The 23,177-nt window shown below is 61.0% G+C and carries 23 protein-coding genes; 7 read left to right on the top strand and 16 right to left on the bottom strand.

Translation table 11 applies throughout. The features are described 5' to 3' along the window. Nucleotides 1-270 precede the first annotated feature (270 nt). The 5 genes from leuS (at nt 271) to PSH69_RS26210 (ending at nt 6,444) form a co-directional block, all read left to right on the top strand. Nucleotides 271-2,877 (top strand): leucine--tRNA ligase, encoded by a 2,607-nt coding sequence (gene leuS / locus PSH69_RS26190; RefSeq protein ID WP_305410246.1) that lies wholly within the window; start codon nt 271-273, stop codon nt 2,875-2,877. Between the two features lie 90 nt (nt 2,878-2,967). Further along, complete coding sequence (lptE, locus tag PSH69_RS26195; protein ID WP_305410247.1) at nt 2,968-3,573, top strand: LPS assembly lipoprotein LptE; 606 nt, start codon at nt 2,968-2,970, stop codon at nt 3,571-3,573. Between the two features lie 39 nt (nt 3,574-3,612). After that, nucleotides 3,613-4,650 (top strand): DNA polymerase III subunit delta, encoded by a 1,038-nt coding sequence (gene holA, locus PSH69_RS26200; RefSeq protein ID WP_007937416.1) that lies wholly within the window; start codon nt 3,613-3,615, stop codon nt 4,648-4,650. A 244-nt stretch (nt 4,651-4,894) separates the two neighbouring features. Then, nucleotides 4,895-5,059, top strand: a complete 165-nt coding sequence (gene arfA, locus PSH69_RS26205; protein ID WP_003176285.1) for an alternative ribosome rescue factor ArfA — start codon at nt 4,895-4,897, stop codon at nt 5,057-5,059. Nucleotides 5,060-5,121: 62 nt separating this feature from the next. After that, a complete protein-coding gene (locus tag PSH69_RS26210; RefSeq protein ID WP_305410248.1) occupies nt 5,122-6,444 on the top strand; it encodes a lytic murein transglycosylase in 1,323 nt (440 codons plus the stop codon). 94 nt (nt 6,445-6,538) lie between these two features. On the opposite strand, the gene PSH69_RS26215 is transcribed toward PSH69_RS26210, so the two are convergent. From PSH69_RS26215 to PSH69_RS26275, 13 genes are all read right to left on the bottom strand, one after another. Further along, complete coding sequence (locus PSH69_RS26215) at nt 6,539-7,486, bottom strand: LD-carboxypeptidase (RefSeq protein WP_018925758.1); 948 nt, start codon at nt 7,484-7,486, stop codon at nt 6,539-6,541. A 174-nt stretch (nt 7,487-7,660) separates the two neighbouring features. Further along, entirely contained in the window at nt 7,661-8,683 is a 1,023-nt protein-coding gene (gene lipA / locus PSH69_RS26220) for a lipoyl synthase (RefSeq protein WP_007937422.1), read from the bottom strand. A 1-nt stretch (nt 8,684) separates the two neighbouring features. Further along, a complete protein-coding gene (gene lipB, locus PSH69_RS26225) occupies nt 8,685-9,332 on the bottom strand; it encodes a lipoyl(octanoyl) transferase LipB (protein WP_007937425.1) in 648 nt (215 codons plus the stop codon). After that, a complete protein-coding gene (locus PSH69_RS26230; protein WP_003215438.1) occupies nt 9,332-9,607 on the bottom strand; it encodes a DUF493 domain-containing protein in 276 nt (91 codons plus the stop codon). Before PSH69_RS26230 ends, lipB begins: the two co-directional genes overlap by 1 nt. 83 nt (nt 9,608-9,690) lie before the next feature. Then, nucleotides 9,691-10,848, bottom strand: a complete 1,158-nt coding sequence (locus PSH69_RS26235; RefSeq protein ID WP_018925757.1) for a D-alanyl-D-alanine carboxypeptidase family protein — start codon at nt 10,846-10,848, stop codon at nt 9,691-9,693. 183 nt (nt 10,849-11,031) lie between these two features. Next, a complete protein-coding gene (locus PSH69_RS26240) occupies nt 11,032-12,042 on the bottom strand; it encodes a septal ring lytic transglycosylase RlpA family protein (protein WP_026345997.1) in 1,011 nt (336 codons plus the stop codon). Beyond that, nucleotides 12,042-13,052 (bottom strand): lytic murein transglycosylase B, encoded by a 1,011-nt coding sequence (gene mltB, locus PSH69_RS26245; RefSeq protein ID WP_305410249.1) that lies wholly within the window; start codon nt 13,050-13,052, stop codon nt 12,042-12,044. The genes PSH69_RS26240 and mltB overlap by 1 nt, the downstream gene beginning before the upstream one ends. A 17-nt stretch (nt 13,053-13,069) precedes the next feature. Next, a complete protein-coding gene (rodA, locus tag PSH69_RS26250) occupies nt 13,070-14,173 on the bottom strand; it encodes a rod shape-determining protein RodA (protein ID WP_019650887.1) in 1,104 nt (367 codons plus the stop codon). Between the two features lie 31 nt (nt 14,174-14,204). Continuing rightward, nucleotides 14,205-16,100: a penicillin-binding protein 2 gene (mrdA, locus tag PSH69_RS26255; RefSeq protein WP_305410250.1), complete on the bottom strand. Its 1,896-nt coding sequence runs from the start codon at nt 16,098-16,100 to the stop codon at nt 14,205-14,207. Nucleotides 16,101-16,110: 10 nt separating this feature from the next. Further along, nucleotides 16,111-16,578 carry a 23S rRNA (pseudouridine(1915)-N(3))-methyltransferase RlmH gene (rlmH, locus tag PSH69_RS26260; RefSeq protein WP_007937439.1) on the bottom strand — a complete coding sequence of 156 codons (468 nt, stop codon included), beginning with the start codon at nt 16,576-16,578 and terminating at the stop codon, nt 16,111-16,113. Nucleotides 16,579-16,587: 9 nt separating this feature from the next. After that, nucleotides 16,588-17,082: a ribosome silencing factor gene (rsfS, locus tag PSH69_RS26265; RefSeq protein WP_019581345.1), complete on the bottom strand. Its 495-nt coding sequence runs from the start codon at nt 17,080-17,082 to the stop codon at nt 16,588-16,590. Nucleotides 17,083-17,154: 72 nt separating this feature from the next. Then, nucleotides 17,155-17,844, bottom strand: coding sequence for a nicotinate-nucleotide adenylyltransferase (gene nadD, locus PSH69_RS26270; protein ID WP_018925751.1), 690 nt, complete (start codon nt 17,842-17,844; stop codon nt 17,155-17,157). A 1-nt stretch (nt 17,845) separates the two neighbouring features. Then, nucleotides 17,846-19,117: a glutamate-5-semialdehyde dehydrogenase gene (locus tag PSH69_RS26275; RefSeq protein ID WP_305410251.1), complete on the bottom strand. Its 1,272-nt coding sequence runs from the start codon at nt 19,115-19,117 to the stop codon at nt 17,846-17,848. Between the two features lie 187 nt (nt 19,118-19,304). Between PSH69_RS26275 and PSH69_RS26280 the strand changes: the two genes are divergently transcribed. After that, nucleotides 19,305-20,003, top strand: a complete 699-nt coding sequence (locus PSH69_RS26280; RefSeq protein WP_064620614.1) for a DNA-3-methyladenine glycosylase — start codon at nt 19,305-19,307, stop codon at nt 20,001-20,003. Between the two features lie 100 nt (nt 20,004-20,103). Beyond that, on the top strand, nt 20,104-21,420 hold the full coding sequence (locus PSH69_RS26285; protein ID WP_305410252.1) for a bifunctional DedA family/phosphatase PAP2 family protein: 1,317 nt from the start codon (nt 20,104-20,106) through the stop codon (nt 21,418-21,420). A gap of 46 nt (nt 21,421-21,466) precedes the next feature. Here the strand turns inward: PSH69_RS26285 and PSH69_RS26290 are convergent, their stop codons facing one another. The 3 genes from PSH69_RS26290 to PSH69_RS26300 are packed head-to-tail and all read right to left on the bottom strand — an operon-like array spanning nt 21,467 to nt 23,143. Further along, nucleotides 21,467-22,057, bottom strand: a complete 591-nt coding sequence (locus PSH69_RS26290; protein WP_305410253.1) for an LON peptidase substrate-binding domain-containing protein — start codon at nt 22,055-22,057, stop codon at nt 21,467-21,469. 10 nt (nt 22,058-22,067) lie between these two features. Next, nucleotides 22,068-22,784, bottom strand: a complete 717-nt coding sequence (locus PSH69_RS26295) for an LrgB family protein (protein ID WP_018925746.1) — start codon at nt 22,782-22,784, stop codon at nt 22,068-22,070. Further along, entirely contained in the window at nt 22,781-23,143 is a 363-nt protein-coding gene (locus PSH69_RS26300; RefSeq protein WP_019650884.1) for a CidA/LrgA family protein, read from the bottom strand. Before PSH69_RS26300 ends, PSH69_RS26295 begins: the two co-directional genes overlap by 4 nt. Nucleotides 23,144-23,177 lie beyond the last annotated feature (34 nt).

Consider the following 23,177-nt stretch of genomic DNA (forward strand, 5'->3'; position numbering starts at 1 on the left):
ATTGAAGATAAGACTCACTCCCCTTTTAGAGCTTAGCTTCGCTGAAAAAACCGGCTGAGCGCCGCGACCAACGGCCCTTGGGGCGGGAATTGGCCGCGCCCTTGCGTGTAATCAGGGTTTCCCTCGGTAGAGTGCCGTCATGTATGCTACGGCGCTTCCTGTAACTCCACTTCCAGCTCGGCTGGGCAGCGAAACGCCGATTTGGCGTCATCACCGTCCAGCGTTGCATTGAAGAGGATTAGGCCACCCCTATTCAGTTCAAAAGTAGCCATGCACGAACAATATCAGCCCCGTGAAATCGAAGCCGCCGCCCAGTCGTTCTGGGACGAGCAAAAGTCCTTTGAAGTCAGTGAACAGCCAGGCAAGGAGACTTTCTACTGCCTGTCGATGTTCCCTTACCCCAGCGGCAAGCTACACATGGGGCACGTGCGCAACTACACCATCGGCGACGTGATCTCCCGCTACCAGCGCATGCAAGGCAAGAACGTCCTGCAACCCATGGGTTGGGACGCGTTCGGCATGCCGGCGGAAAACGCCGCGATGAAGAACAACGTAGCGCCCGCCAAGTGGACCTACGAAAACATCGCCTACATGAAAAGCCAGCTGCGTAGCCTGGGCCTGGCGGTGGACTGGTCGCGCGAAGTGACCACCTGCAAGCCCGATTACTACCGCTGGGAACAATGGCTGTTCACTCGCCTGTTCGAAAAAGGCGTGATTTACAAAAAAAGCGGCACCGTGAACTGGGACCCGGTCGACCAGACCGTTCTGGCCAACGAGCAAGTGATCGACGGTCGCGGCTGGCGTTCCGGCGCGCTGATTGAAAAGCGCGAAATCCCGATGTACTACTTCAAGATCACCGCTTACGCGGATGAGCTGCTGGAGAGCCTCGACGAATTGACTGGCTGGCCTGAACAGGTCAAGACCATGCAGCGCAACTGGATCGGCAAATCCCGCGGCATGGAAGTGCAGTTCCCATACGACGTCGCTTCCATCGGTGAAGCCGGCGCGTTGAAAGTCTTCACCACCCGTCCGGACACCCTGATGGGCGCAACCTACGTTGCCGTGGCCGCCGAACACCCCCTGGCTGCCCTGGCGGCGCAGAACAACCCTGAGCTGCAAGCGTTCATCGCTGAATGCAAGGGCGGCAGCGTTGCTGAAGCCGACGTCGCCACTCAAGAGAAAAAAGGCCTGCCGACCTCGCTGTTCGTCGAGCACCCGCTGACCGGTGAGAAACTCCCGGTATGGGTCGCCAACTATGTGCTGATGCACTATGGCGATGGCGCGGTCATGGCAGTTCCGGCGCACGACGAGCGTGATTTCGAATTCGCCCACAAGTACAACCTGCCGATCAAATCGGTGGTGCGCACAAGTGCAGGTGACACCAATCCTGCCCCGTGGCAGGACGCTTACGGCGAGTACGGCACGCTGATCAACTCCGGCGAGTTCGACGGCCTTGACTTCGCAGGCGCTTTCGACGCCATCGAAGTCGCACTGATCAAGAAAAACCTCGGCGCCTCGCGCACCCAGTTCCGTCTGCGCGACTGGGGCATCAGCCGTCAACGCTACTGGGGCTGCCCGATCCCGATCATCCACTGCGATACTTGCGGTGATGTGCCGGTCCCGGAAGATCAACTGCCCGTGGTGCTGCCGGAAGACGTGGTACCGGACGGCGCTGGTTCGCCGCTGGCGCGCATGCCCGAGTTCTACGAGTGCGCTTGCCCGAAATGCGGCGCACCGGCCAAGCGTGAAACCGACACCATGGACACCTTCGTCGAGTCCTCGTGGTACTACGCCCGTTACGCCTCGCCGCACTTTGAAGGTGGCCTGGTAGAAAAATCGGCGGCCGACCACTGGTTGCCGGTGGATCAGTACATCGGCGGTATCGAACACGCGATTCTTCACCTGCTCTACGCGCGCTTCTTCCACAAGCTGATGCGCGATGAAGGCCTGGTGAGCTCCAACGAGCCGTTCAAGAACCTGCTGACCCAGGGCATGGTGATCGCCGAGACTTACTACCGTCGCGAAGCCAACGGTGCCTACACCTGGTTCAACCCGGCGGACGTCGAACTCGAACGCGACAGCAAGGCCAAGGTCATTAGCGCCAAGCTGATCGCAGACGGTCTGCCGGTGGAAATCGGCGGCACCGAGAAGATGGCCAAGTCGAAGAACAACGGCGTCGATCCACAGTCGATGATTGATCAGTTCGGCGCAGACACCTGCCGCCTGTTCATGATGTTCGCCTCGCCACCTGACATGAGCGCGGAATGGTCCGACTCCGGAGTTGAAGGTTCGCACCGTTTCCTCAAGCGCGTCTGGCGCCTGGCTCAAGCGCACGTCACTCAGGGCCTGCCGGGCAAACTGGATGTCGCCAGCCTGAACGACGAGCAGAAAGCCATTCGCCGTTCGATCCACCAGGCCATCAAGCAGGCCAGCCACGACGTCGGCCAGAACCACAAATTCAACACCGCCATCGCCCAGGTGATGACGCTGATGAACGTGCTGGAAAAAGCCCCGCAAGGCACCGAACAGGATCGCGCGCTGATTCACGAAGGCCTGGAGACCGTGACTCTGCTGCTGGCCCCGATCACCCCGCACATCAGCCACGAGCTGTGGCATCGCCTGGGCCACGCCGCCCCGGTGATCGACGCCGGTTGGCCGGTGCTGGACGAAAGCGCCCTGGTACAGGACAGCCTGCAACTGGTCATTCAAGTGAATGGCAAGCTGCGCGGCCACATCGAAATGCCAGCCAGCGCCAGCCGCGAAGAAGTTGAAGCCGCCGCACGGGCTAACGAAAACGTCCTGCGCTTCGTCGATGGCCTGACTATTCGCAAAGTGATCGTAGTGCCCGGGAAACTGGTCAATATCGTCGCCAGCTAAAAATTGGATCGGGCGCCAGGTGAGCCTGGCGCCGAGTAAAACCTTTCGGGCCGTTTGACCGGCCCACATGGTTTCAAGGGGAGCAACAAGATGATCAAACGCAATTTGCTGGTGATGGGCCTTGCAGTCCTGCTGAGCGCCTGCGGTTTCCACCTGCGTGGCACCGGCACCACCGAACTGGCGATCAAGGAACTCGACCTGAGCGCCCGCAATGCCTACGGCGAAACCGTGACACAATTGCGTCAGGTACTGGAAAGCAGCGGCGTCCGGGTCTACACCGGCGCACCTTACAAACTGGTGCTGACCGATGAGCAGGAAAGCCAGCGCATCCTCAGCTATGCCGGTGCCGGCCGTACTGGCGAGTACCAGGTGAACACCGTGCTCAATTACGACATCCGTGGTCAGGGTGACCTGCCACTGCTGAGCGACAAGCTTGAAGTGCAGAAGGTGTTCATCCACGACGGCAACAACCTGGTGGGCTCCGACCAGGAAGCCAACGATGCCCGCAAGGACATTCGTCGTGAACTGGTTCAACGCATGATGCTGCGTCTGCAACAGCTCACCCCGACTCAGTTGGAACAGCTGCAACAGACCGCCGACGCCCGGGCCAAGGCTGAAGCCGCCGCGCTGGAAGCGGCACAGAAGGCTGAAGCGGAGACTCCGCGTCAGTCGCCTGTCGAACTGCCGCAGCAGTAAGACTTACGGGGCGCTCAGGCGCCCCGTTCGCCTCCTCTTATGAAACTCGCCCCCGCCCAACTCGGTAAACACCTGCAAGGCGCTCTTGCGCCGGTCTACATCATCAGTGGCGATGACCCACTGCTGTGCCAGGAAGCCGCCGACGCCATTCGCGCCGCTGCTCGCCAACAAGGTTTCGATGAACGCCAGGTCTTCGCCGCCGACGCCAGTTTCGACTGGGGTACGCTACTGCAGGCTGGTGCAAGCATGTCGCTGTTCGCTGAAAAACGTCTTTTGGAACTGCGCCTGCCCTCCGGCAAACCTGGTGACAAAGGCGCCGCCGCGCTCATCGAGTACTGCTCGCGCCCGGCGGAAGACACGCTGCTGCTGATCAGCCTGCCCAAGCTTGATGGCAGCGCGCAGAAAACCAAGTGGGGCAAGGCACTGGTCGAAGGTCCGCAAACCCAGTTCGTGCAAATCTGGCCCGTGGACACCAACCAGTTGCCGAGCTGGATTCGTCAACGACTGTCCCAGGCCGGGCTTTCCGCCAGCCAGGACGCCGTCGAACTGATCGCCGCTCGGGTCGAAGGCAACTTGCTGGCTGCCGCCCAGGAAATCGAAAAGCTCAAGCTGATGGCCGAAGGTGGTCAGATCACCGTCGAAACCGTGCAAGCGGCGGTGGCCGACAGCGCGCGCTTCGACGTCTTCGGCTTGACCGACGCGATCCTCAACGGCGAAGCCGCTCATGCCCTGCGCATGCTCGAAGGGCTGCGCGGCGAAGGCGTCGAACCGCCGGTGATTCTCTGGGCGCTGGCCCGTGAACTGCGCCTGCTGGCCAACCTGTCGCTGCAATACAGCCAGGGCGTGCCGCTGGACAAAGCCTTCAGCCAGGCGCGACCGCCGGTCTGGGACAAGCGCAAACCGCTGATGAGCAAGGCACTGCAACGCTACTCGGCGCAACGCTGGGCGCAATTGCTGCTTGAAGCACAGCGCATCGACGCGCAGATCAAAGGCCAGGCGGCGGGTTCACCCTGGATGAGTTTGAGCCGGTTGACGTTGTTGATGGCTGGGCAGAGATTGTCGTTGCCTGCCGAGTAAGCACGCTCTCTGTAGCAGCTGGCGAAGCCTGCGTTCGGCTGCGAAGCAGTCGCCAAGTCAGACGACGCAGTGTGTCAGGATGATTCCGGACTCAGGGTTTACGACTGCTGCGCAGCCGAACGCAGGCTTCGCCAGCTGCTACAGGGCGATCGGCGAAAGGTCCTACGCAATGCGGGACTAGACAGAACCCCAACTTCGGCCGATGATTTGTCCCGCAACATCCACTCACTTGCGAGAGATCATCATGAGCAAAAAGCCATCCAAGCATGGCCCCAACAAGGCCAAATCCATCATCGCCCAGCCACTGTTCCGCAGCCGTCAGGAACGAGCCGGCAAGGGCAAAGGCAGCTACCGCCGCGAAGCCTTCCAGTCTAATAGCTGGGAGGCTTCTTACTTTCTGGCAGCCTGAAAGGCAAGCCATCGCTCAACATGTTAAGGTCTGCACCTGATTCGTATCCTCTGGACCTGTGCATGCCCCTTTGTCTTTCCCGTCGTTGGCACCTTCGCCAATTGATAGCTGCCTCCAGCCTCGTTCTGCTTGTCGCCTGCGCGGAAAAACCCACCGCCGCCGACGCCCAGCCGCTTCAAACCCAAGCCGTTGCCACGGCCCCTGCGGTCATTCCGCCGGTGGTTCCGACCGGTGAGGATCTCGACATCCAGCCCACCCAGACCTTTGCCGAATGGCAGGCGGGTTTTCGCAAAGACGCCCTCGCTGCCGGCATTCGCGCCGACCTGTTCGACCGTGCCTTTGCCAATGTCAGCCTGGACGCCAGCGTGATCCGTGCCGACCGCAGCCAGCCGGAATTTACTCGTCCGGTGTGGGAATACCTCGATGGCGCGCTGTCGCCGCTGCGGGTGCGCAAAGGTCAGGCACTGGTCAGCCAGTACGCCGATATCCTGCAAAGCATCGAACAGCGCTATGGCGTCGACCGTCAGGCATTGGTGGCGGTGTGGGGCATGGAGAGTAACTTCGGTCAGTTCCAGGGCAACAAGTCTGTGATCAACTCCCTGGCAACCCTGGCCTATGAAGGTCGACGCCCAGGCTTTGCTCATGCGCAGCTGATCGCTGCCCTGCAAATCCTGCAACAGGGCGATATTGAACCCGAGAAAATGCTCGGCTCCTGGGCGGGCGCCATGGGCCAGACCCAGTTCATCCCGACCACCTACAACACCCACGCCGTAGACTTCGACGGCGATGGCCGCCGTGACATCTGGAACAGCGCCGCTGATGCACTGGCCTCGACCGCCCACTACCTGCAAAGCTCTGGCTGGCAGAAAGGCCAGCCGTGGGGCTTCGAAGTCCAACTGCCGAGCAGCTTCAATTACGTCCTGGCCGATGGCGCGATCCGCAAAAGCGTCGCCGAGTGGCAGCAACTGGGGGTCACCCTGCCCAATGGTGTCCAGGTTCCGGCCGGTTCCGAACACCTGTCGGCCGCCCTGCTCCTGCCGGCAGGCTATCGCGGCCCGGCATTCCTGATCTTCGATAACTTCCGCGCAATCCTCAAGTACAACAACTCTTCGTCCTACGCCTTGGGCGTGAGCCTGTTGTCTGAGCGTTTCAATGGCGGTGGCCTGATCAACGGTCTATGGCCAAAAGATGACTTGCCGCTGAGCCGTACCGAGCGAATCGAGCTGCAAACCCTGCTGAGCGCCCGGAACTATGACGCCGGCACCCCCGACGGCATCATCGGCGCCAATACCCGTAAAGCAATCCGCAGCGCGCAGCAGTCGTTTGGCTGGCCGGCGGATGGGTACCCTACGCACAAGTTGCTCGAAGGTTTGCGTAACCGCTAAAAGCAAAAAATCGCAGCCTTCGACAGCGCCTACAGGGTTTTGTGTACACCTGTAGGAACTGCCGAAGGCTGCGATCTTTTTTTGCGATGTGTTGTTACTTGATCACCACATCCTGCTCCAACACCAACGTCTTGCTCCCCGCATCCAGCCTGACCAGTGCCCCCATCGGCAACGTCAGATTCGGATCGCAATGCCCGCTGCGCCACCCCGCCAGCACGGGTATGCGCAACGACGCGAAGGTCTGCTTGAGCAAGCCCTCCAGCGCGATGGTGTCCACGCCCGCCACATCCCCCACCAGAACCCCGCGCAACTTGTGCAGCGTGCCGGCCAGACGCAAGTGGGTCAGCAGCCGATCAATGCGATAAAGCGGCTCGTTGATGTCTTCGATGAACAGGATGGCGCCCTCGGCGTCGATCTCGTAAGGCGTGCCCATGGTCGCGGCGATCATCGACAGATTGCCCCCCAGCAAACGCCCGTGAGCAATGCCTGGCGAGACGGTCGTCAACGGATAGGCCACCGGGTGCGCCAGCACGCTGTCCGCCGTCACTTGCCCGCGCAACATGTTGAAAAACGAGGACTCGGTGGGTTTCTGCTTGTCACCCAGCAGGTCAGCATTGAGCATCGGGCCGTGAAACGTCACGAACCCCGCATAACGGCTGATTGCCAGATGCAGTGCCGTGATATCGCTATAGCCAATGAACGGTTTGGCATTGTTGCGCAGTAACTCGAAATCGATACGATCGAGCAAACGCGGCGTACCGTAACCGCCACGCAAACAGATGATGGCGTCGACCTCGCTGTCGGTAAATGCCGCGTGCAAGTCATTGAGCCGCACATCGTCGCTGCCGGCCAGGTAGCCGTCTTTCTCGTAAACGCCGGGGAACACTCGCAGCGAATAGCCGCGAGCGCGCATCCAGGCAATCGCTTTATCGGTGTCCAGGGCAGCGGGGCCGGCAGGCGCAATGACGCCGATCAGCCCTGCAGGCGGCAAGGCCGGAACAGGGACGTGAGGACAAAGGGTGTGGGTCGGTCGAGCAGTCATCCATGATTCTCCCTGTGTGAATGCTTCAGCACACAGTAGTCAGGAACGGGAATAAACAAAAGAGGGTCAGTCGCACCACGGCTTGCAGGAAAAGCCTGCAGAGGATGTGGGCACCGCCAATGAAAACGCCCGCAAGGACTAACCTTGCGGGCGTGTTCTTTTTTCAGCGCGGAATCAGGACGACATCAATTCGGCCTTGACCAGCTTCGCCTGCTCGTCGGCGTGGTACGAGGAGCGTACCAGCGGGCCGGAAGCGACGTTCTTGAAGCCCATCTTGTAGCCTTCCTCGGCAAACCAGGCGAAGGTGTCCGGGTGCACGAAGCGCTGGACCGGCAAGTGGCTGCGGGACGGTTGCAGGTACTGGCCCAGGGTCAGCATGTCGATGTCGTGTTCGCGCATGCGCTTCATGACTTCGATGACTTCTTCGTCGGTTTCGCCCAGACCCAGCATCAGGCCGGACTTGGTCGGAATGTGCGGCATCATCTGCTTGAAGCGTTGCAGCAGGGTCAGCGACCACTGGTAATCCGACCCTGGACGCGCAGCCTTGTACAGGCGCGGCACGGTTTCCAGGTTGTGGTTGAACACATCCGGCGGCTCGGCGGCGGTGATTTCCAGCGCGATGTCCATGCGGCCACGGTAGTCCGGGACCAGGGTTTCGAGCTGTACGTTCGGCGACAGTTTGCGGATTTCGCGGATGCAGTCGGCAAAGTGCTGGGCACCACCGTCACGCAGGTCGTCACGGTCTACCGAGGTGATGACCACGTATTTCAGTTTCAGGTCGGCGATGGCAATGGCCAGGCTTTCCGGCTCGTTCACGTCCAGTGGCTTCGGACGGCCATGGCCAACGTCGCAGAACGGGCAACGACGGGTGCAGATGTCGCCCATGATCATGAAGGTCGCGGTGCCGCCGGAGAAGCACTCGCCCAGGTTCGGGCAGGATGCTTCTTCGCAAACGCTGTGCAGCTTGTGTTTGCGCAGCAAGGCCTTGATGCGGTCGACTTCCGGGGAAACCGGGATGCGCACGCGAATCCAGTCAGGTTTCTTCGGCAGTTCGGTGGTCGGGATGATCTTCACCGGGATGCGTGCAACCTTCTCGGCGCCGCGCAGCTTGACGCCGGCTTCAACCTTGGCACGCGGGGCCGGACGCTCGGTGACATCGAGCGTCGGGATCATGGTTTGCACTGCATCAGTAGTCATATCAATCGATTCCGCCCGTTAGGGTCGTCTGCTCAGCATAGTCGAGGTGTTTGACGAGCTGCGCGCGCAGCCGGGCACTTACCTCGGCAAATTCAATCGGTCCTGCGTGATCCCGGAGCTGGGTCATCGCCAGCCCGGCATAGCCGCAGGGATTAATCCGTCGAAACGGTTCCAGGTTCATATCCACGTTCAGGGCCAGGCCATGAAAGGAGCAACCGTGGCGGATCCGCAGACCCAAGGACGCGATTTTCGCGCCATCGACATACACACCCGGTGCATCCGGCTTGGCGGATGCGGTCACGCCGTAACTGGCCAGCAACTCGATCAGGCACTGCTCCATGCGGCTGACCAGGTCACGCACGCCGAACCCCAGCTTGCGCACATCCAGCAACAGGTAGGCCACCAATTGGCCCGGACCGTGGTAAGTCACCTGACCACCGCGATCGACCTGCACCACCGGAATATCGCCTGGCAGCAACAGGTGCTCAGCCTTGCCGGCCTGGCCCTGGGTGAACACCGGAGGGTGCTCGACCAGCCAGATCTCGTCGGCGGCATCGCTGCCGCGTTCGTTGGTGAAGCGTTGCATGGCATGCCAGACCGGCTCGTAAGCCATCTGGCCGAGTTCGCGAAAGCCCAGCGTGCCAGGCATCACAGCACCATGTGCACGAAGCCGGTAGCCCGCAGTTCGCTGTTGATGTTGTACAGCTGGTCCTGGTCGGTGGCGACGATGTGCAACTGAATCGTGGTGTACTTGCCGTTGGTGCTTTGGCGCTCATCAACGCGGTCATGGTTGATCGTCGCGTGTTTCTTGACGATCTCGATGATCTTGTCTTTGTTGCCCACACCCGTATCGCTGATCACCTTAACCGGGTAATCAACGTTGGGGAATTCGATCTTAGGCGCCTTTACTTCGGTATCGGTCATGGCGTAACGGCCTCGTAAGCGTAAGCCGTGGCGACAGCAAGGCCCCACGCCGGATCAGCGTGGGGCCTTGCAGGTGCACACTATCAGTTGAACAAGCCGTAGAAGAATAGACGGATGCTATCCCACATGCGGCGGAAGATACCACCCTCGTCGACGGCGTCCAGAGCGATCAGGTCGGCGCTGTGCACCACTTTGTCGTCCAGTTTCACTTCGACTTTACCGATCACGTCGCCCTTGGCGATGGGTGCAACCAGTTGCGGGTTCATGGTCATGCTGGCAGCAAGCTTCTTCAGCTGGCCTTTTGGCAAGGTCATGGTCAGGTCTTCAGCCAGGCCGGCCTTGACTTGATTGGTGGTGCCTTTCCAGACAGGTGCCTGAGCCAGCTCGGCGCCTTTCTGATAGAAGGTCTGGGTTTCGAAGAAGCGGAAACCGTAAGTCAGCAATTTCTGGGTTTCGGCAGCACGAGCCACTTCGCTGTTGGTGCCGAACACCACGGCGATCAGGCGCATGCCATCACGTACGGCCGAAGACACCATGCAGTAGCCGGCTTCGTCGGTGTGACCGGTTTTCAGACCGTCGACAGTCTTGTCGCGCCACAGCAGCAGGTTACGGTTAGGCTGCTTGATACCGTTCCAGAAGAACTCTTTCTGCGAGTAGATCGCGTAGTGAGCCGGGTCTTCGTGGATGATCGCGCGAGCCAGCACGGCCATGTCGTGAGCCGACGAGTAGTGCTCAGGGTTCGGCAGACCGGTCGGGTTCATGAAGTGGGTGTTGGTCATGCCCAGATCAGCAACGGTTTTGTTCATCAGGTCGGCGAATGCGTCTTCGCTGCCGGCGATGTGCTCGGAGAGCGCAACACTGGCGTCGTTGCCCGACTGAATGATGATGCCGTGCAGCAGGTCGCTGACGGTAACTTGCGAGCCGACCTTGATGAACATCCGCGAACCACCGGTACGCCAGGCGTTCTCGCTGACGGTCACCGGATCGTTTTCGCCGATCTGGCCACGACGGATTTCCAGGGTCGCGATGTACGCGGTCATCAGCTTGGTCAGGCTGGCCGGCGGCAGACGCTGGTCACCGTTGTTCTCTACCAGCACGTTGCCGCTGCTGGCGTCCATGAGTACGTAGGCTTTGGCGGCCAATTGCGGTGGCGACGGCATCATCTCGACCGCGAAAGCCGCGGGAGAGAGAAGCAGCGGGACTAGCAGGCACAGGCGTTTGGCAAAGGTGGTGATGTTCATCCGTCTCTCGAAATCGCTAATGGAAACTGCCCTAAGGCAAAACTAATCAGACAACTTTTCAAAAAGCTGTCACGTGTTCAGTTGCTCACTCTGTAACCCTTGCCGGGCTTTTGTTCTTCAACGAGCCAACAACCCGGTTCGCCCCCCAAAACCGCAAGCGAACCGTCAATCAAGTACTACGTGTTACTCGGCGCTGACCAGGCTCGGTGAGCCGAGATTGGCCAGCCGCACGCTGTTCTGCACCTGCTGGATTTCACCCGCAGAGCCGATCGGCCCCATGCGCACCCGATGCAGAGTCTGCTGGTTACGCACGATCGAGCTGATGAACACCGGAGCGCTCACCATCCCGCTGAGCTTCGATCTCAGGAGTTCTGCAGCGTCCGGGTTGGCGAACGCGCCCACCTGCAGATACTGGCCAGAGGCTGGTACAGAAGCGTTTTTTTTTGCATCGATCTGCACAGGCACAACGGCCGCGGCGTGTTGCTGCGGCGGTGGCGTCCATTGCTCGACGGTGCCAGTGGAAGCCGTCACGGTCGGCGCGGCATTTTGCGCCACTTGCGGCTCGTTGAGCATCAACGGTGCCGGACGACCTCTCTGCGCCCACCATTCCTGCGGATCGATGCCTTCGACCTTGACCCGCGCCGTGCCGATTTCAGCGTAGCCGAGCTTCTTGGCGGCCGCGTAGGACAAGTCGATGATCCGGTCTGAATAGAACGGCCCACGGTCATTGACCCGCAGAATCACCGTCTTGTTGTTGTCCAGGTTGGTCACCCGAACGTAACTTGGCAGTGGCAAGGTCTTGTGGGCGGCGCTCATGCCATACAGGTCATACACCTCGCCGTTGGCGGTGTTCTGGCCGTGGAACTTGGTGCCATACCAGGACGCCGTGCCCGACGCGACGTAGGTCTTGGATTCCTGCAGCGGGAAGTAGGTCTTGCCCAGCACGGTGTACGGGTTGGCTTTATAAGGACCGCTGTGCAGGGTCGGCGTGGCATCCGGGATGCGCGATACATCGACGTCCCACCAGGGTGCGCCATCCTTGTGCGCCCGGTTGATATCCAGGCCGGGGGCCGAACGAACGGCGGTGGAAGACTTCTGAGTCGGCGAGCGGCTGGTCGAACAACTGGCGACCAGCACCGCCAACGCGGCGAATGCCATGAGCTTCAGGGGTTTATTCATAGGCAATGCCCGCATTACTTGACGCCCCGTGCTTGGACCAGCTGTTCAGACAGTTGATGCACGGCCATGGCGTACATCACGCTGCGGTTATAACGCGTGATCGCGTAAAAATTCGTCAGACCCATCCAGTATTCAGGGCCATTGTCACCTTCCAGGCGGAAAGCCGTGACCGGCATATCATCGCGCAGCGCATCATGACTCGACCAGCCCAGCGCCCGCAACTCCCCGACGGTTTTCGTCGGTTCGATGCCGTCGGTCAACCCATCGTCCACCTGATCGCCGCGCACATCGGCACGGCTGACCACAGGCTCGCCGGCGACCCAGCCGTGTTGCTTGAAATAACTGGCGACGCTGCCGATGGCATCATCGGGGTTGTTCCAGATATTAATGTGGCCGTCACCGTCGAAATCCACCGCATAGGCGCGAAAGCTGCTCGGCATGAATTGCGGCAAGCCCATGGCTCCGGCATAGGAGCCTTTGAGGGTCAACGGGTCGACCTGCTCTTCACGGGCCAGCAGCAGGAATTCACGTAACTCCTTACGGAAGAAATCAGCACGGGGAGGATAGTCGAAACCCAGGGTCGACAAGGCGTCGATCACCCGATAATTACCGGTATTGCGACCAAAAAAGGTCTCGACGCCGATGATCGAGACGATCACCTGCGCCGGCACACCGTATTCCTGCTCCGCACGGGCCAGCACCGCCTCGTGCTGACGCCAGAAGTCCACGCCACGGGCGATGCGCGCGTCGGTGATGAACATCGGGCGATATTCTTTCCACTGCTTGACGCGTTCGGCGGGTTTGGAGATCGCGTCCAGAATCGACTGTTTGCGCTCGGCTTCGCGGAACACGCCCATCAGCTGTTCACCGGCAAAGCCATAGTCACGGGTCATTTCACCAACGAACTCGGCCACTTGGGGTGAGCCTTCGTAATCGCCGGCCAATGCTTCCTGCACGGAACCAAGGATGCTCACCAGGCCGACCCACGGTGCGTATCGAGTCGCCCAGCCACGCATTACTTGCATTGAAATCTTCACCTTATTCAAACCTGCGCGATCCACTTGCGATGGGTATGGATCGACATCAAAACCCCAAACGCTGACAGTAGCGTCACCAGCGAAGTTCCTCCGTAGCTAATGAACGGCAACGGCACCCCCACCACCGGCAACAGGCCACTGACCATACCGATGTTGACGAAAACGTAAACAAAAAACGTCATGGTCAGGCTGCCCGCAAGCAATTTGCCAAACAATGTCTGGGCCTGGGCGGTAATCACCAGCCCGCGACCGATCAACAGCAGGTAAATCAGCAACAGCGCGCAGATACCGACCAGGCCGAACTCTTCACCCAGGACCGCAATAATGAAGTCGGTGTGGCTTTCTGGCAGGAAGTCCAGGTGCGACTGGGTACCGAGCAACCAGCCCTTGCCGAACACGCCACCGGAACCGATGGCCGCTTTTGACTGAATGATGTTCCAGCCCGTGCCCAGCGGATCGCTCTCGGGGTCGAGGAAGGTCAGGATTCGCTGCTTTTGATAGTCGTGCATGATGAAGAACCACATCGCCACGGCCACCGGCACGGCGGCGGCAATCACGCTGAGGATCCAGCGCCAGCGCAGGCCGCCCATGAACAGCACGAACGCGCCCCCGGCGAGGATCAGCAACGAAGTGCCAAGGTCGGGCTGACGCACGATCAGAATGAACGGGACACCGATCAGCACCAGACTGATCCCCACGTGCTTGAGCTGGGGTGGCAAGGAACGCTTGGCCAGGTACCAGGCGATGGTCGCCGGCATCAGGATCTTCATGAATTCCGAGGGCTGGAAGCGGATCACCCCGGGGATATTGATCCAGCGGGTGGCCCCCATGGCGTTATGGCCCATGACGTCCACCACCACCAGCAAGATCACGCCGACCACATAGCCGAGCGGCACCCAGCGGGCCATGAAGCGCGGTTCGAACTGGGCGATGACAATCATCGATATCAGGCCGATGCCGAAGGAAGTGGCTTGCTTGGCCAGCAGATCCCAACTCTTGCCGCTGGCCGAATACAGCACGAACAGGCTGCCGGCAGCGAGGGTCAGCAGCAGAATCAGCAGCGGGCCGTCGATGTGCAGGCGTTGCAACAGCGTCGCACGGCGACGCATCACATCCTCGCTGGAGAGCATGCGATCGAAATTATTCTTCACGGGCCGTAGCCTCCGCACTGATAGGGCTGGCGTATTCGGCTTTCAGTCGGCCGTCCTGGTCGAGGAGCCAGGCGTCCATCACTTGACGCACCACCGGCGCGGCGACGCCGGAACCGGACTCGCCGTTCTCGACCATCACCGACACCACGATTTTCGGGTTATCGGCCGGCGCGAAGCCGACGAACAAGGCGTGGTCGCGGTGGCGTTCCTGCACCTTGGAGCGGTCGTACTTCTCGCCCTGTTTGATCGCGACCACCTGGGCCGTACCACTTTTGCCGGCGATCCGGTATTGCGCGCCGATCGATGCCTTGCGCGCCGTACCCCGGGCACCGTGCATTACCTGCTGCATACCGTGATTGACCTTGGTCCAGTCCGACGGGTCGCGCAGGATAATGTCCGGCATCGGATTTTCATCCTTCGGCTTCTCGCCCTCGATGGTCTTGGCCAGGTGCGGACGATTCCAGACCCCCTTGTTGGCCACCAGTGCCGTGGCCTGCGCCAATTGCAACGGAGTGGACTGCATGTAGCCCTGACCGATCCCCAGAATCAGCGTCTCGCCCGGGAACCAGGCCTGACGACGGGTCACGCGCTTCCATTCCCGTGTCGGCATCAGCCCCGGCGACTCTTCGAACATATCCAGGGAGACCTTCTGGCCAATACCGAATTTGCTCAGGTAGGACGACAACCGATCAATCCCCAGCTTGTGCGCCAGGTCATAGAAGTAGGTGTCGTTGGAACGCATGATCGCCGTGTCGAGATCGACGAAGCCGTCACCGGTACGGTTCCAGTTGCGGTACTTGTGATCGTAGTTGGGCAGCATGTAGTAGCCCGGGTCGAACACCCGGGTCGACGCCGTGACCACGCCCGCATCCAGACCGGCAATCGCCACCGCCGGCTTAATGGTCGAACCCGGCGGGTACAGACCGCGCAGCACGCGGTTGAACAGTGGCCGGTCGATGGAGTCGCGCAGCTCGGAGTAGGCCTTGAAACTGATGCCGGTGACAAACAGGTTCGGGTCGAAACTCGGCTGGCTGACCATCGCCAGCACTTCGCCGGTCGCCGGATCCAGCGCCACGACCGCGCCACGGCGACCGCCAAGCGCGGCTTCGGCAGCTTCCTGCAATTTGATGTCCAGGCTCAGAACGATGTCCTTGCCGGAAATCGGTTCGGTACGTTTGAGTACCCGCAGCACGCGGCCACGGGCGTTGGTCTCGACTTCTTCGTAACCGACCTGACCGTGCAATTCGGGCTCGTAGAAGCGCTCGATGCCGGTTTTGCCAATTTGATGGGTGCCGCTGTAACTCACCGGGTCCAGAGACTTGAGCTCTTTCTCGTTGATCCGTCCCATGTAACCCACCGAGTGCGCAAAGTGCGCGCCCTGCGGATAGTGCCGCACCAGCTGCGCGACCACTTCCACACCCGGCAGACGGAACTGGTTCACTGCGATGCGGGCGATCTGCTCTTCGGTCAACTCGAACAGGATCGGTACCGGCTCGAATGGCCGACGCCCCTGACGCATCCGCTTCTCGAAGATCACCCGGTCCTCGGGCGTCAGCTCCAGCACTTCGACGATCACGTCGAGCACTTGCTGCCAGTCGCCGGAGCGTTCGCGGGTCATGCTCAGGCTGAAGCTGGGCCGGTTGTCGGCCACCACCACGCCATTGCGGTCGTAGATTAGCCCGCGAGTCGGCGGAATCGGCTGCACATGGACGCGGTTGTTTTCCGACAGGGTCGAGTGGTACTCGTACTGGATCACCTGAAGGAAATACAGCCGCGCGATCAGCACGCCGATCAGCGTCACCACCGTAATAGCCCCGAACACGACGCGGCCACGCACCAGACGGGCGTCTTTTTCGTGGTCCTTGATGCGGATCGGCTGGGACATGAGGGCAGAACTACTTGTGGTAAGGGTGGCCGGACAGCACTGTCCAGGCACGATACAGCTGTTCGCCGATCAGAATCCGCACCAACGGGTGCGGCAACGTCAACGGCGACAACGACCAGCGTTGATCCGCCCGGGCACAGACTTCCGGCGCCAGCCCCTCGGGGCCGCCGACCATGAAATTCACCGTGCGCGAGTCCAGCCGCCAGCGATCGAGTTCGACCGCCAGTTGCTCGGTGCTCCAGGGCTTGCCGTGGACTTCGAGGGTGACAACGCGCTCGTTCGGCCCGACCTTGGCCAGCATGGCTTCGCCTTCCTGACGGATAAAGCGCGCCACGTCAGCGTTCTTGCCGCGGGTGTTGAGCGGAATTTCCACCAGTTCCAGCGCCAGCTCGGAAGGAAGACGCTTGGCATATTCATGCCAGCCTTCTTCCACCCACTTGGGCATGCGTGAACCGACGGCGATCAGTCGCAGTCGCACAGCGTTCCCTTATTGCTGGTCTTTGTTGAGCTTGGTGAAATGCTCATGGGTGTTCTCAGGGCTGTGGTGTGCAGCGCTGGCAGAACGGCTTTGCTCGGCGCCGGCCCACAGGCGTTCCAGGTCATAGAACTGGCGCGCCGAGGCAGTCATCATGTGCACGATGACGTCGTCCATATCCAGCAACACCCAGTCGCTGTCGCCCTTGCCTTCTTCACCCAGCGGCTTGACGCCTTGGGCTTTGACGGCTTCGCGGACCTTGTCCAGCATCGCGCCGATCTGGCGGTTGGACGTACCGGTGGCGATGATCATGTAGTCAGTGATGCTCTGCTTTTCACGAACGTCGATCACCTGGATGTCCTGGGCCTTGACGTCTTCCAGGGCCGCTACGGCAACCTTGACCAGCTCTTCGCCGGCCAGTGGCGCGCCAGTTGGTGCTTCTACTGGCAGCGGTGCGCTCTTGAATGTGCCCTTGCGCTTTACTTTGTTTACGTCTTTGTCAGTCATATAAAACTCGTTTTGCTCGTATGTTCGGGCGCTTCGATACACGCATTCACGTGCCTTGAAGCGCGCCCTTTTTCAGTTCGACGCACGGTAAAGTCCGTGCGCATCGATGTAGGCCAGGACCGCGTCGGGCACCAGGAAACGTACCGACTTACCGCTGGCCAGCAGTTGACGGATCTGGGTGGCGGATACCGCGAGCGGTGTCTGCCAGACGAATGCAATCTGTCCGCTCGGCCCTTTGAGGGCCAGCGGGTCGCTCACCGAACGTGCTGCCAGCAGGTTGCGCAAGGCATCCGGCGGTTCGCTGTCGGCATCCGGGCGTTGCAGCACCAGGATGTGGCAATGCTGGAGCAACTCTTCCCAGCGGTGCCAAGTGGGCAGGCCGCAAAATGCGTCCCAGCCCAAAAGTAGAAAAACCTGGTCTGACGCGGCAAGTTCGGCGCGCATCAGTTCCAGGGTGTCGATGGTGTAGGACGGCTTGTCCCGCTGCAATTCGCGGGCATCCACCACCAACGGTGCCACACCGGCCACCGCGCACTTGACCATCGCCAGACGGTCCTTCGCCGATACCTGCGGCTTGTCCCGATGGGGCGGCCTGGCACTGGGTGTCAGACGCAACTCATCGAGAGCCAGCGATTCGGCGACTTCCAGCGCACCGCGCAAATGGCCGATGTGCACCGGGTCGAAGGTCCCGCCCAGTACGCCAATGCGTCGAGGCCGGGGCTCGCTGGCGGTCACTGGGGCTGACGGGTCAAGGTCGCCCAAGTCAGAGCGACTCCTGGCCGCGCAGCTGACCGTCACCGACCACGATGTACTTCTCGCAGGTCAGACCTTCGAGGCCCACCGGGCCGCGGGCGTGCAGCTTATCAGTAGAAATGCCAATCTCGGCACCCAATCCGTATTCGAAGCCATCGGCGAAGCAGGTCGGGGTGTTGATCATCACCGAGGACGAATCGACTTCAGCCACGAAACGCCGGGTGTCGGCCAGGTTTTCGCTGACGATCGAGTCGGTGTGATGGGAGCCGTACTGGTTGATGTGCTCGATGGCCTGGTCCAGCCCGTCGACCACGCGGATCGAGAGGATCGGCGCCAGGTATTCGGTGGTCCAGTCTTCTTCGGTGGCCGCGACGGCCTCGATGATCGCCCGGGTGCGCTCACAACCGCGCAGTTCGACGCCTTTTTCGCGGAACTGGGCAGCCATCGCTGGCAGAAACTCTTTGGCGACGGTTTGATCGACCAACAGGGTTTCCATCGCGCCGCAGATGCCGTAACGGTAAGTCTTGGCGTTGAATGCGATGCGCTGGGCTTTCGGCAGATCGGCGTGGGCACTGACGTAGACGTGACAGATGCCGTCCAGGTGCTTGATGACGGGCACGCGGGCATCGCGGCTGACCCGTTCGATCAGGCCACGGCCGCCACGGGGCACGATGACGTCGACGTATTCGGGCATGGTGATCAGCGCGCCGACGGCGGCACGGTCGGTGGTTTCGACCACTTGCACCACCGCGGCCGGCAGATCGGCCTCGGCCAGGCCGCGCTGGATGCAGGCGGCAATGGCGCGGTTGGAGTGAATCGCTTCGGAGCCGCCACGCAGGATGGTCGCGTTGCCGGACTTCAGGCACAGGCTGGCAGCATCGATGGTCACGTTCGGCCGGGATTCGTAGATGATCCCGATCACGCCCAACGGCACGCGCATCTTGCCGACCTGAATGCCCGACGGCCGGTAACTCATGTCGCGGATCGCGCCGACCGGGTCCGGCAAGGCCGCGACCTGACGCAAACCGACGATCATGCCGTCGATGCGCGCCGGAGTCAGCGCCAGGCGTTCCAGCAGGGCCGGCTCAAGACCATTGGTGCGGCCAGCGGCCAAATCCAGTTCATTGGCTGCGGTCAGCTCGGCGCGCGCAGCATCCAGCGCATTGGCGGCCGCCTGCAAGGCGCGGTTTTTCTGCGCGGTGCTGGCACGGCCGATCACGCGGGAAGCTTCGCGGGCGGCGCGACCCAAACGGGTCATGTAGTCAAGAACGGACTCAGTCATGGTCTGTAATGGTCTTTGCTAGGCTTGGTAAAGAATAAAGCGGCAGATTATAGCTGTCGCGCCCCCCGACTAACAGCGGTGACGGGCGGATGGTCGAAATGGAGGGCAATTTGCCGACGTTCAGCCGTGATTAAGTTGCATATTGTTATCATCACGACTCAATCAGCCCTGATAAACGCTGTTCATCATGACTAACCTGACTGTTCGTGCGTCCGAAACCCGCCCGCCCAAGGCGCTGCCGGATGCATTTTTCGACCGCGACGCCCAAACGCTGGCCCGGGACCTGCTGGGCAAAATCATCCGTCACCGGGTCGACGACCTGTGGCTCAGCGCCCGGATTATCGAGACCGAAGCCTATTACTGCGAAGAAAAGGGTAGCCACGCCTCCCTGGGTTACACAGAAAAGCGTAAGGCTTTGTTTCTGGATGGCGGCCACATCTATATGTATTACGCCCGCGGCGGCGATTCCCTGAACTTCAGTGCCCAAGGTCCGGGCAATGCGGTGCTGATCAAATCCGCCTATCCATGGGTCGATGAACTGAGCGGGCCAGCCAGCCTGGCGCAAATGCTGCTGAACAATCCCGACGCCCAGGGCCGCCCTCGCCCCTCACAAAAGCTGTGCGCCGGACAGACGTTGCTGTGCAAGGCACTAGGCCTGAAGGTGCCGGTCTGGGACGCCAAGCGTTTTGACCATGAAGTGCTGCTGGTGGAAGACATCGGGCCTGCGCCCGGCCACATCATCCAGACCACACGCCTGGGCATCCCCCAGGGGCGCGACGAACATTTAATGTACCGTTTCGTCGATGCGGCTTACGCGCCGTACTGCACTCGCAATCCGATGCGTCGGGGTCAGGTCGAAGGGCGCGATTATTTTTTGCTGACTTGAAACGTGCCCGGGCAAACGGGAATCCCAGTGGTAGCGGTCCTTTAGCATTTGGGAGATTCGTCCCTTTGAGGCCAAGTGAACATTCGATGGAGTTGTTTTTATGGGCCCATGGCTCGATAGCGTGACCGGTTGGCTGACGGTCAATCCGCAGTGGCTGGCCATGGCAGTGTTCGTAGTGGCGTGTGTGGAGTGCCTGGCGATTGCCGGACTGATCGTACCCGGTACGGTGTTGTTGTTTGCCGTGGCAGTACTGGCCGGCAGTGGCGCGCTGTCGCTGGGTGAAACATTGCTGCTGGGTTTCCTCGGCGGCGTGCTGGGCGACATCGTTTCGTATTTCCTGGGGCGACATTTCCACCAGAACATCCGGCGCCTGCCGGGGTTGCGCCATCATCCGGAATGGATCGCCGGGGCCGAAGCCTATTTCCAGCGTTACGGCATTGCCAGCCTGTTAGTCGGACGCTTTATCGGCCCGTTGCGACCAATGCTGCCGATGGTCGCAGGTATGTTCGATATGCCCTTCCCCCGCTTCGCCGCCGTCAGCCTGTTGGCCGCCGCGGGCTGGAGCGTTGCCTATCTGCTGCCCGGCTGGGCCACCGGCGCGGCGATTCGCTTGCCATTGCCCGAAGGGTTCTGGCCCGAGGCCGGGATCGTTGCCGGCAGCATCGCCGTCATGGTGGGCTTGAGCATTACCAGCAGCATGCGCCGCCATCGCAAGGCGACGATGCTGATCACCGGCATGAGTTTTCTAATTCTGGCGGGACTGTTCATCGGCTATCCGCACCTGACGGCCCTCGACCAAGGGCTGATGACCCTGGTGCAGGAACACCGCAGCCCGACGCTCGATGAAGTGGCGGTGGTGTTCACGCTGATCGGCGAATTCCGCAACATGTTTATGATCAGCGCCCTGTTGACGGCCCTGCTGTTGCTGACGCGACAATGGCGGCACGCGATCTTCGCCGGCAGCACGTTGCTTTTCACCGCGCTGGGCAACACGGCAACCAAGCACTTTTTCGCCCGCATTCGCCCGGAAGTGCTGAGCGATCCGTTGACCAGCTACAGTATGCCCAGCGGCCATGCCTCGGGTTCCTTTGCGTTGTTTCTAACCCTCGCTGTGCTGGCCGGTCGCGGTCAGCCGCCGCGGATGCGCCTGACCTGGTTACTGCTGGGTTGTTTACCGGCGCTGGCGATTGCCCTGTCGCGGGTATATCTGGGGGCGCATTGGCCGACTGATGTGCTGGCCGGCGCGATGCTGGCGGCATGCGTGTGTGCGGCGAGCCTGTGGCTGACGCAACGCCAGGTGCCGCTCAACGCCATGCCACCCAAGGTCTGGTGGCTGGTGTTGCCGTCGTTGGTGGCGTTGTTCGGCTTCTTTGTGTTGCGGCATTTGCCGCATGCTTTGTTGCGGTATGCGTATTGAGGATTGAAAGATCGCACCTGTAACAGCTGCGATCTTTCAGCGGACATCAGGCAAACAATTCACCCTGCAATTCATCCAGCAACGCCTGAATCGCATCCAGCCGTTGCTGCGGATCATCGAGTTGCAGCAGGTCAATCTTGTCCGCCTCGGAAAACGGCAACAGATACGCCAGCTGATTGGCCAGCGACTGTTGCCCCGTCGCTTCGGAGCCCATGCTCAGTGCTTCGACCATCGGGTGTTCCGCCAAGGCCTTGAGCAGCGCCACCAGATCGGCGTCTTCATCCTGTAACGGTTGTTCAGGCTCATCTTTGAGCCACTCGACTTCGGCGACGATCAACTGGTCGCGCTGCACCTCGGTGCGCACCACGTGGAAACGCCGCCCGCCCTTTACCCGAATGCCCAGCAGGCCGTTGTCCTGCTGATGAAAATCGGTGATCTGCGCCTCGCACCCCACCCGCGCGTAGCCTTCAGGGGCGATGCCGACTTCTTCGCCCTCGAGAATGCACACCACGCCGAAGCCGCTGCCCTGTTTCATGCAGCGACCGATCATGTCCAGGTAGCGCGCCTCGAATATCTGCAAGTCGAGGATGCAGTCCGGAAACAGCACTGTGTTCAGCGGGAAAAGCGGCAGACTCATAGACATTTCCTTACACCACCATCGACACCGCCAACGGCAGGAACACCGCCGTGGCCACGCCCATCAGACTCATCGCCAGCGCCGCGAAGGCGCCGCACTCCTCACTTTCCTGCATGGCCACCGCCGTGCCGACCGCGTGGGCGGTCATGCCCAGGGCCATACCGCGGGCCTCCGGGCTGTGGACACCGAGACGGGTCAAAAGACTCGGCCCGAAGATCGCCCCGATCACTCCGGTGATCAACACGAACACCGCCGCCAGTGCCGCGACACCACCAATCTGCTCGGCCACCAGCATGGCTATCGGCGAAGTCACCGACTTGGGGGCCATGGTCATCAGGATCATGTGTTCGGCGCCGAACCACCACCCCAGCAGCACACCCATGCCCGTGGCGACCACGCCACCTATCACCAGCGTAGTAAATATCGGCCAGAACAACTGTCGAATCCGCCGCAGGTTGAGGTACAGCGGCACCGCCAGCGCAACAGTGGCCGGCCCGAGCAAGATACTGAGGATCTCGGTGCTCTTGCGGTACTCAACGTAACTCAGGCCGCAACTGACCAGCACGCCGATGACCAGCAGCATGGAGACCAGCACCGGTTGCAGAAAAATCCAGCGGGTTTTCTCGAACGCCGCCAGCACCAATTGATACGCGCCCAGCGTAATGCCGATGCCGAACAGCGGATGATGAATCACCGACGCCCAGGCGCCGTGCCAATCGAACATCATTGGCTGTCCTCGGAATGGGTGTGACGCTTGACCAGGCGCTGCATCAGCACTCCGGCGAAGGCCATCGACAGCACCAGCGACAACACCAGCGCACCGGTGATCGCCCAGAAATCCGCGGCAATGTCAGTGGCGTAGACCATCACGCCCACGGCCGGCGGCACCAGCAGCAACGGCAAATAACGCAACAGGCTGCTGGCCGCAAGGTTCAGCGGTTCGCCGACTTGACCGCGGCTGATCAGATACCCCAGCAGCAACAGCAGGCCAATGATCGGCCCCGGCAGCACCGGCAAAAACAGATGATTTAGGGCTGTGCCGAGCAATTGAAACAGCACCAGCCAGGTCAGGCCACGTAACAACATCCATCCTCTCCCGCGCTCTCCCCCAACCAAGAAG

The organism is Pseudomonas sp. FP1740, assembly GCF_030687165.1.
Classification (GTDB): Bacteria; Pseudomonadota; Gammaproteobacteria; order Pseudomonadales; family Pseudomonadaceae; genus Aquipseudomonas.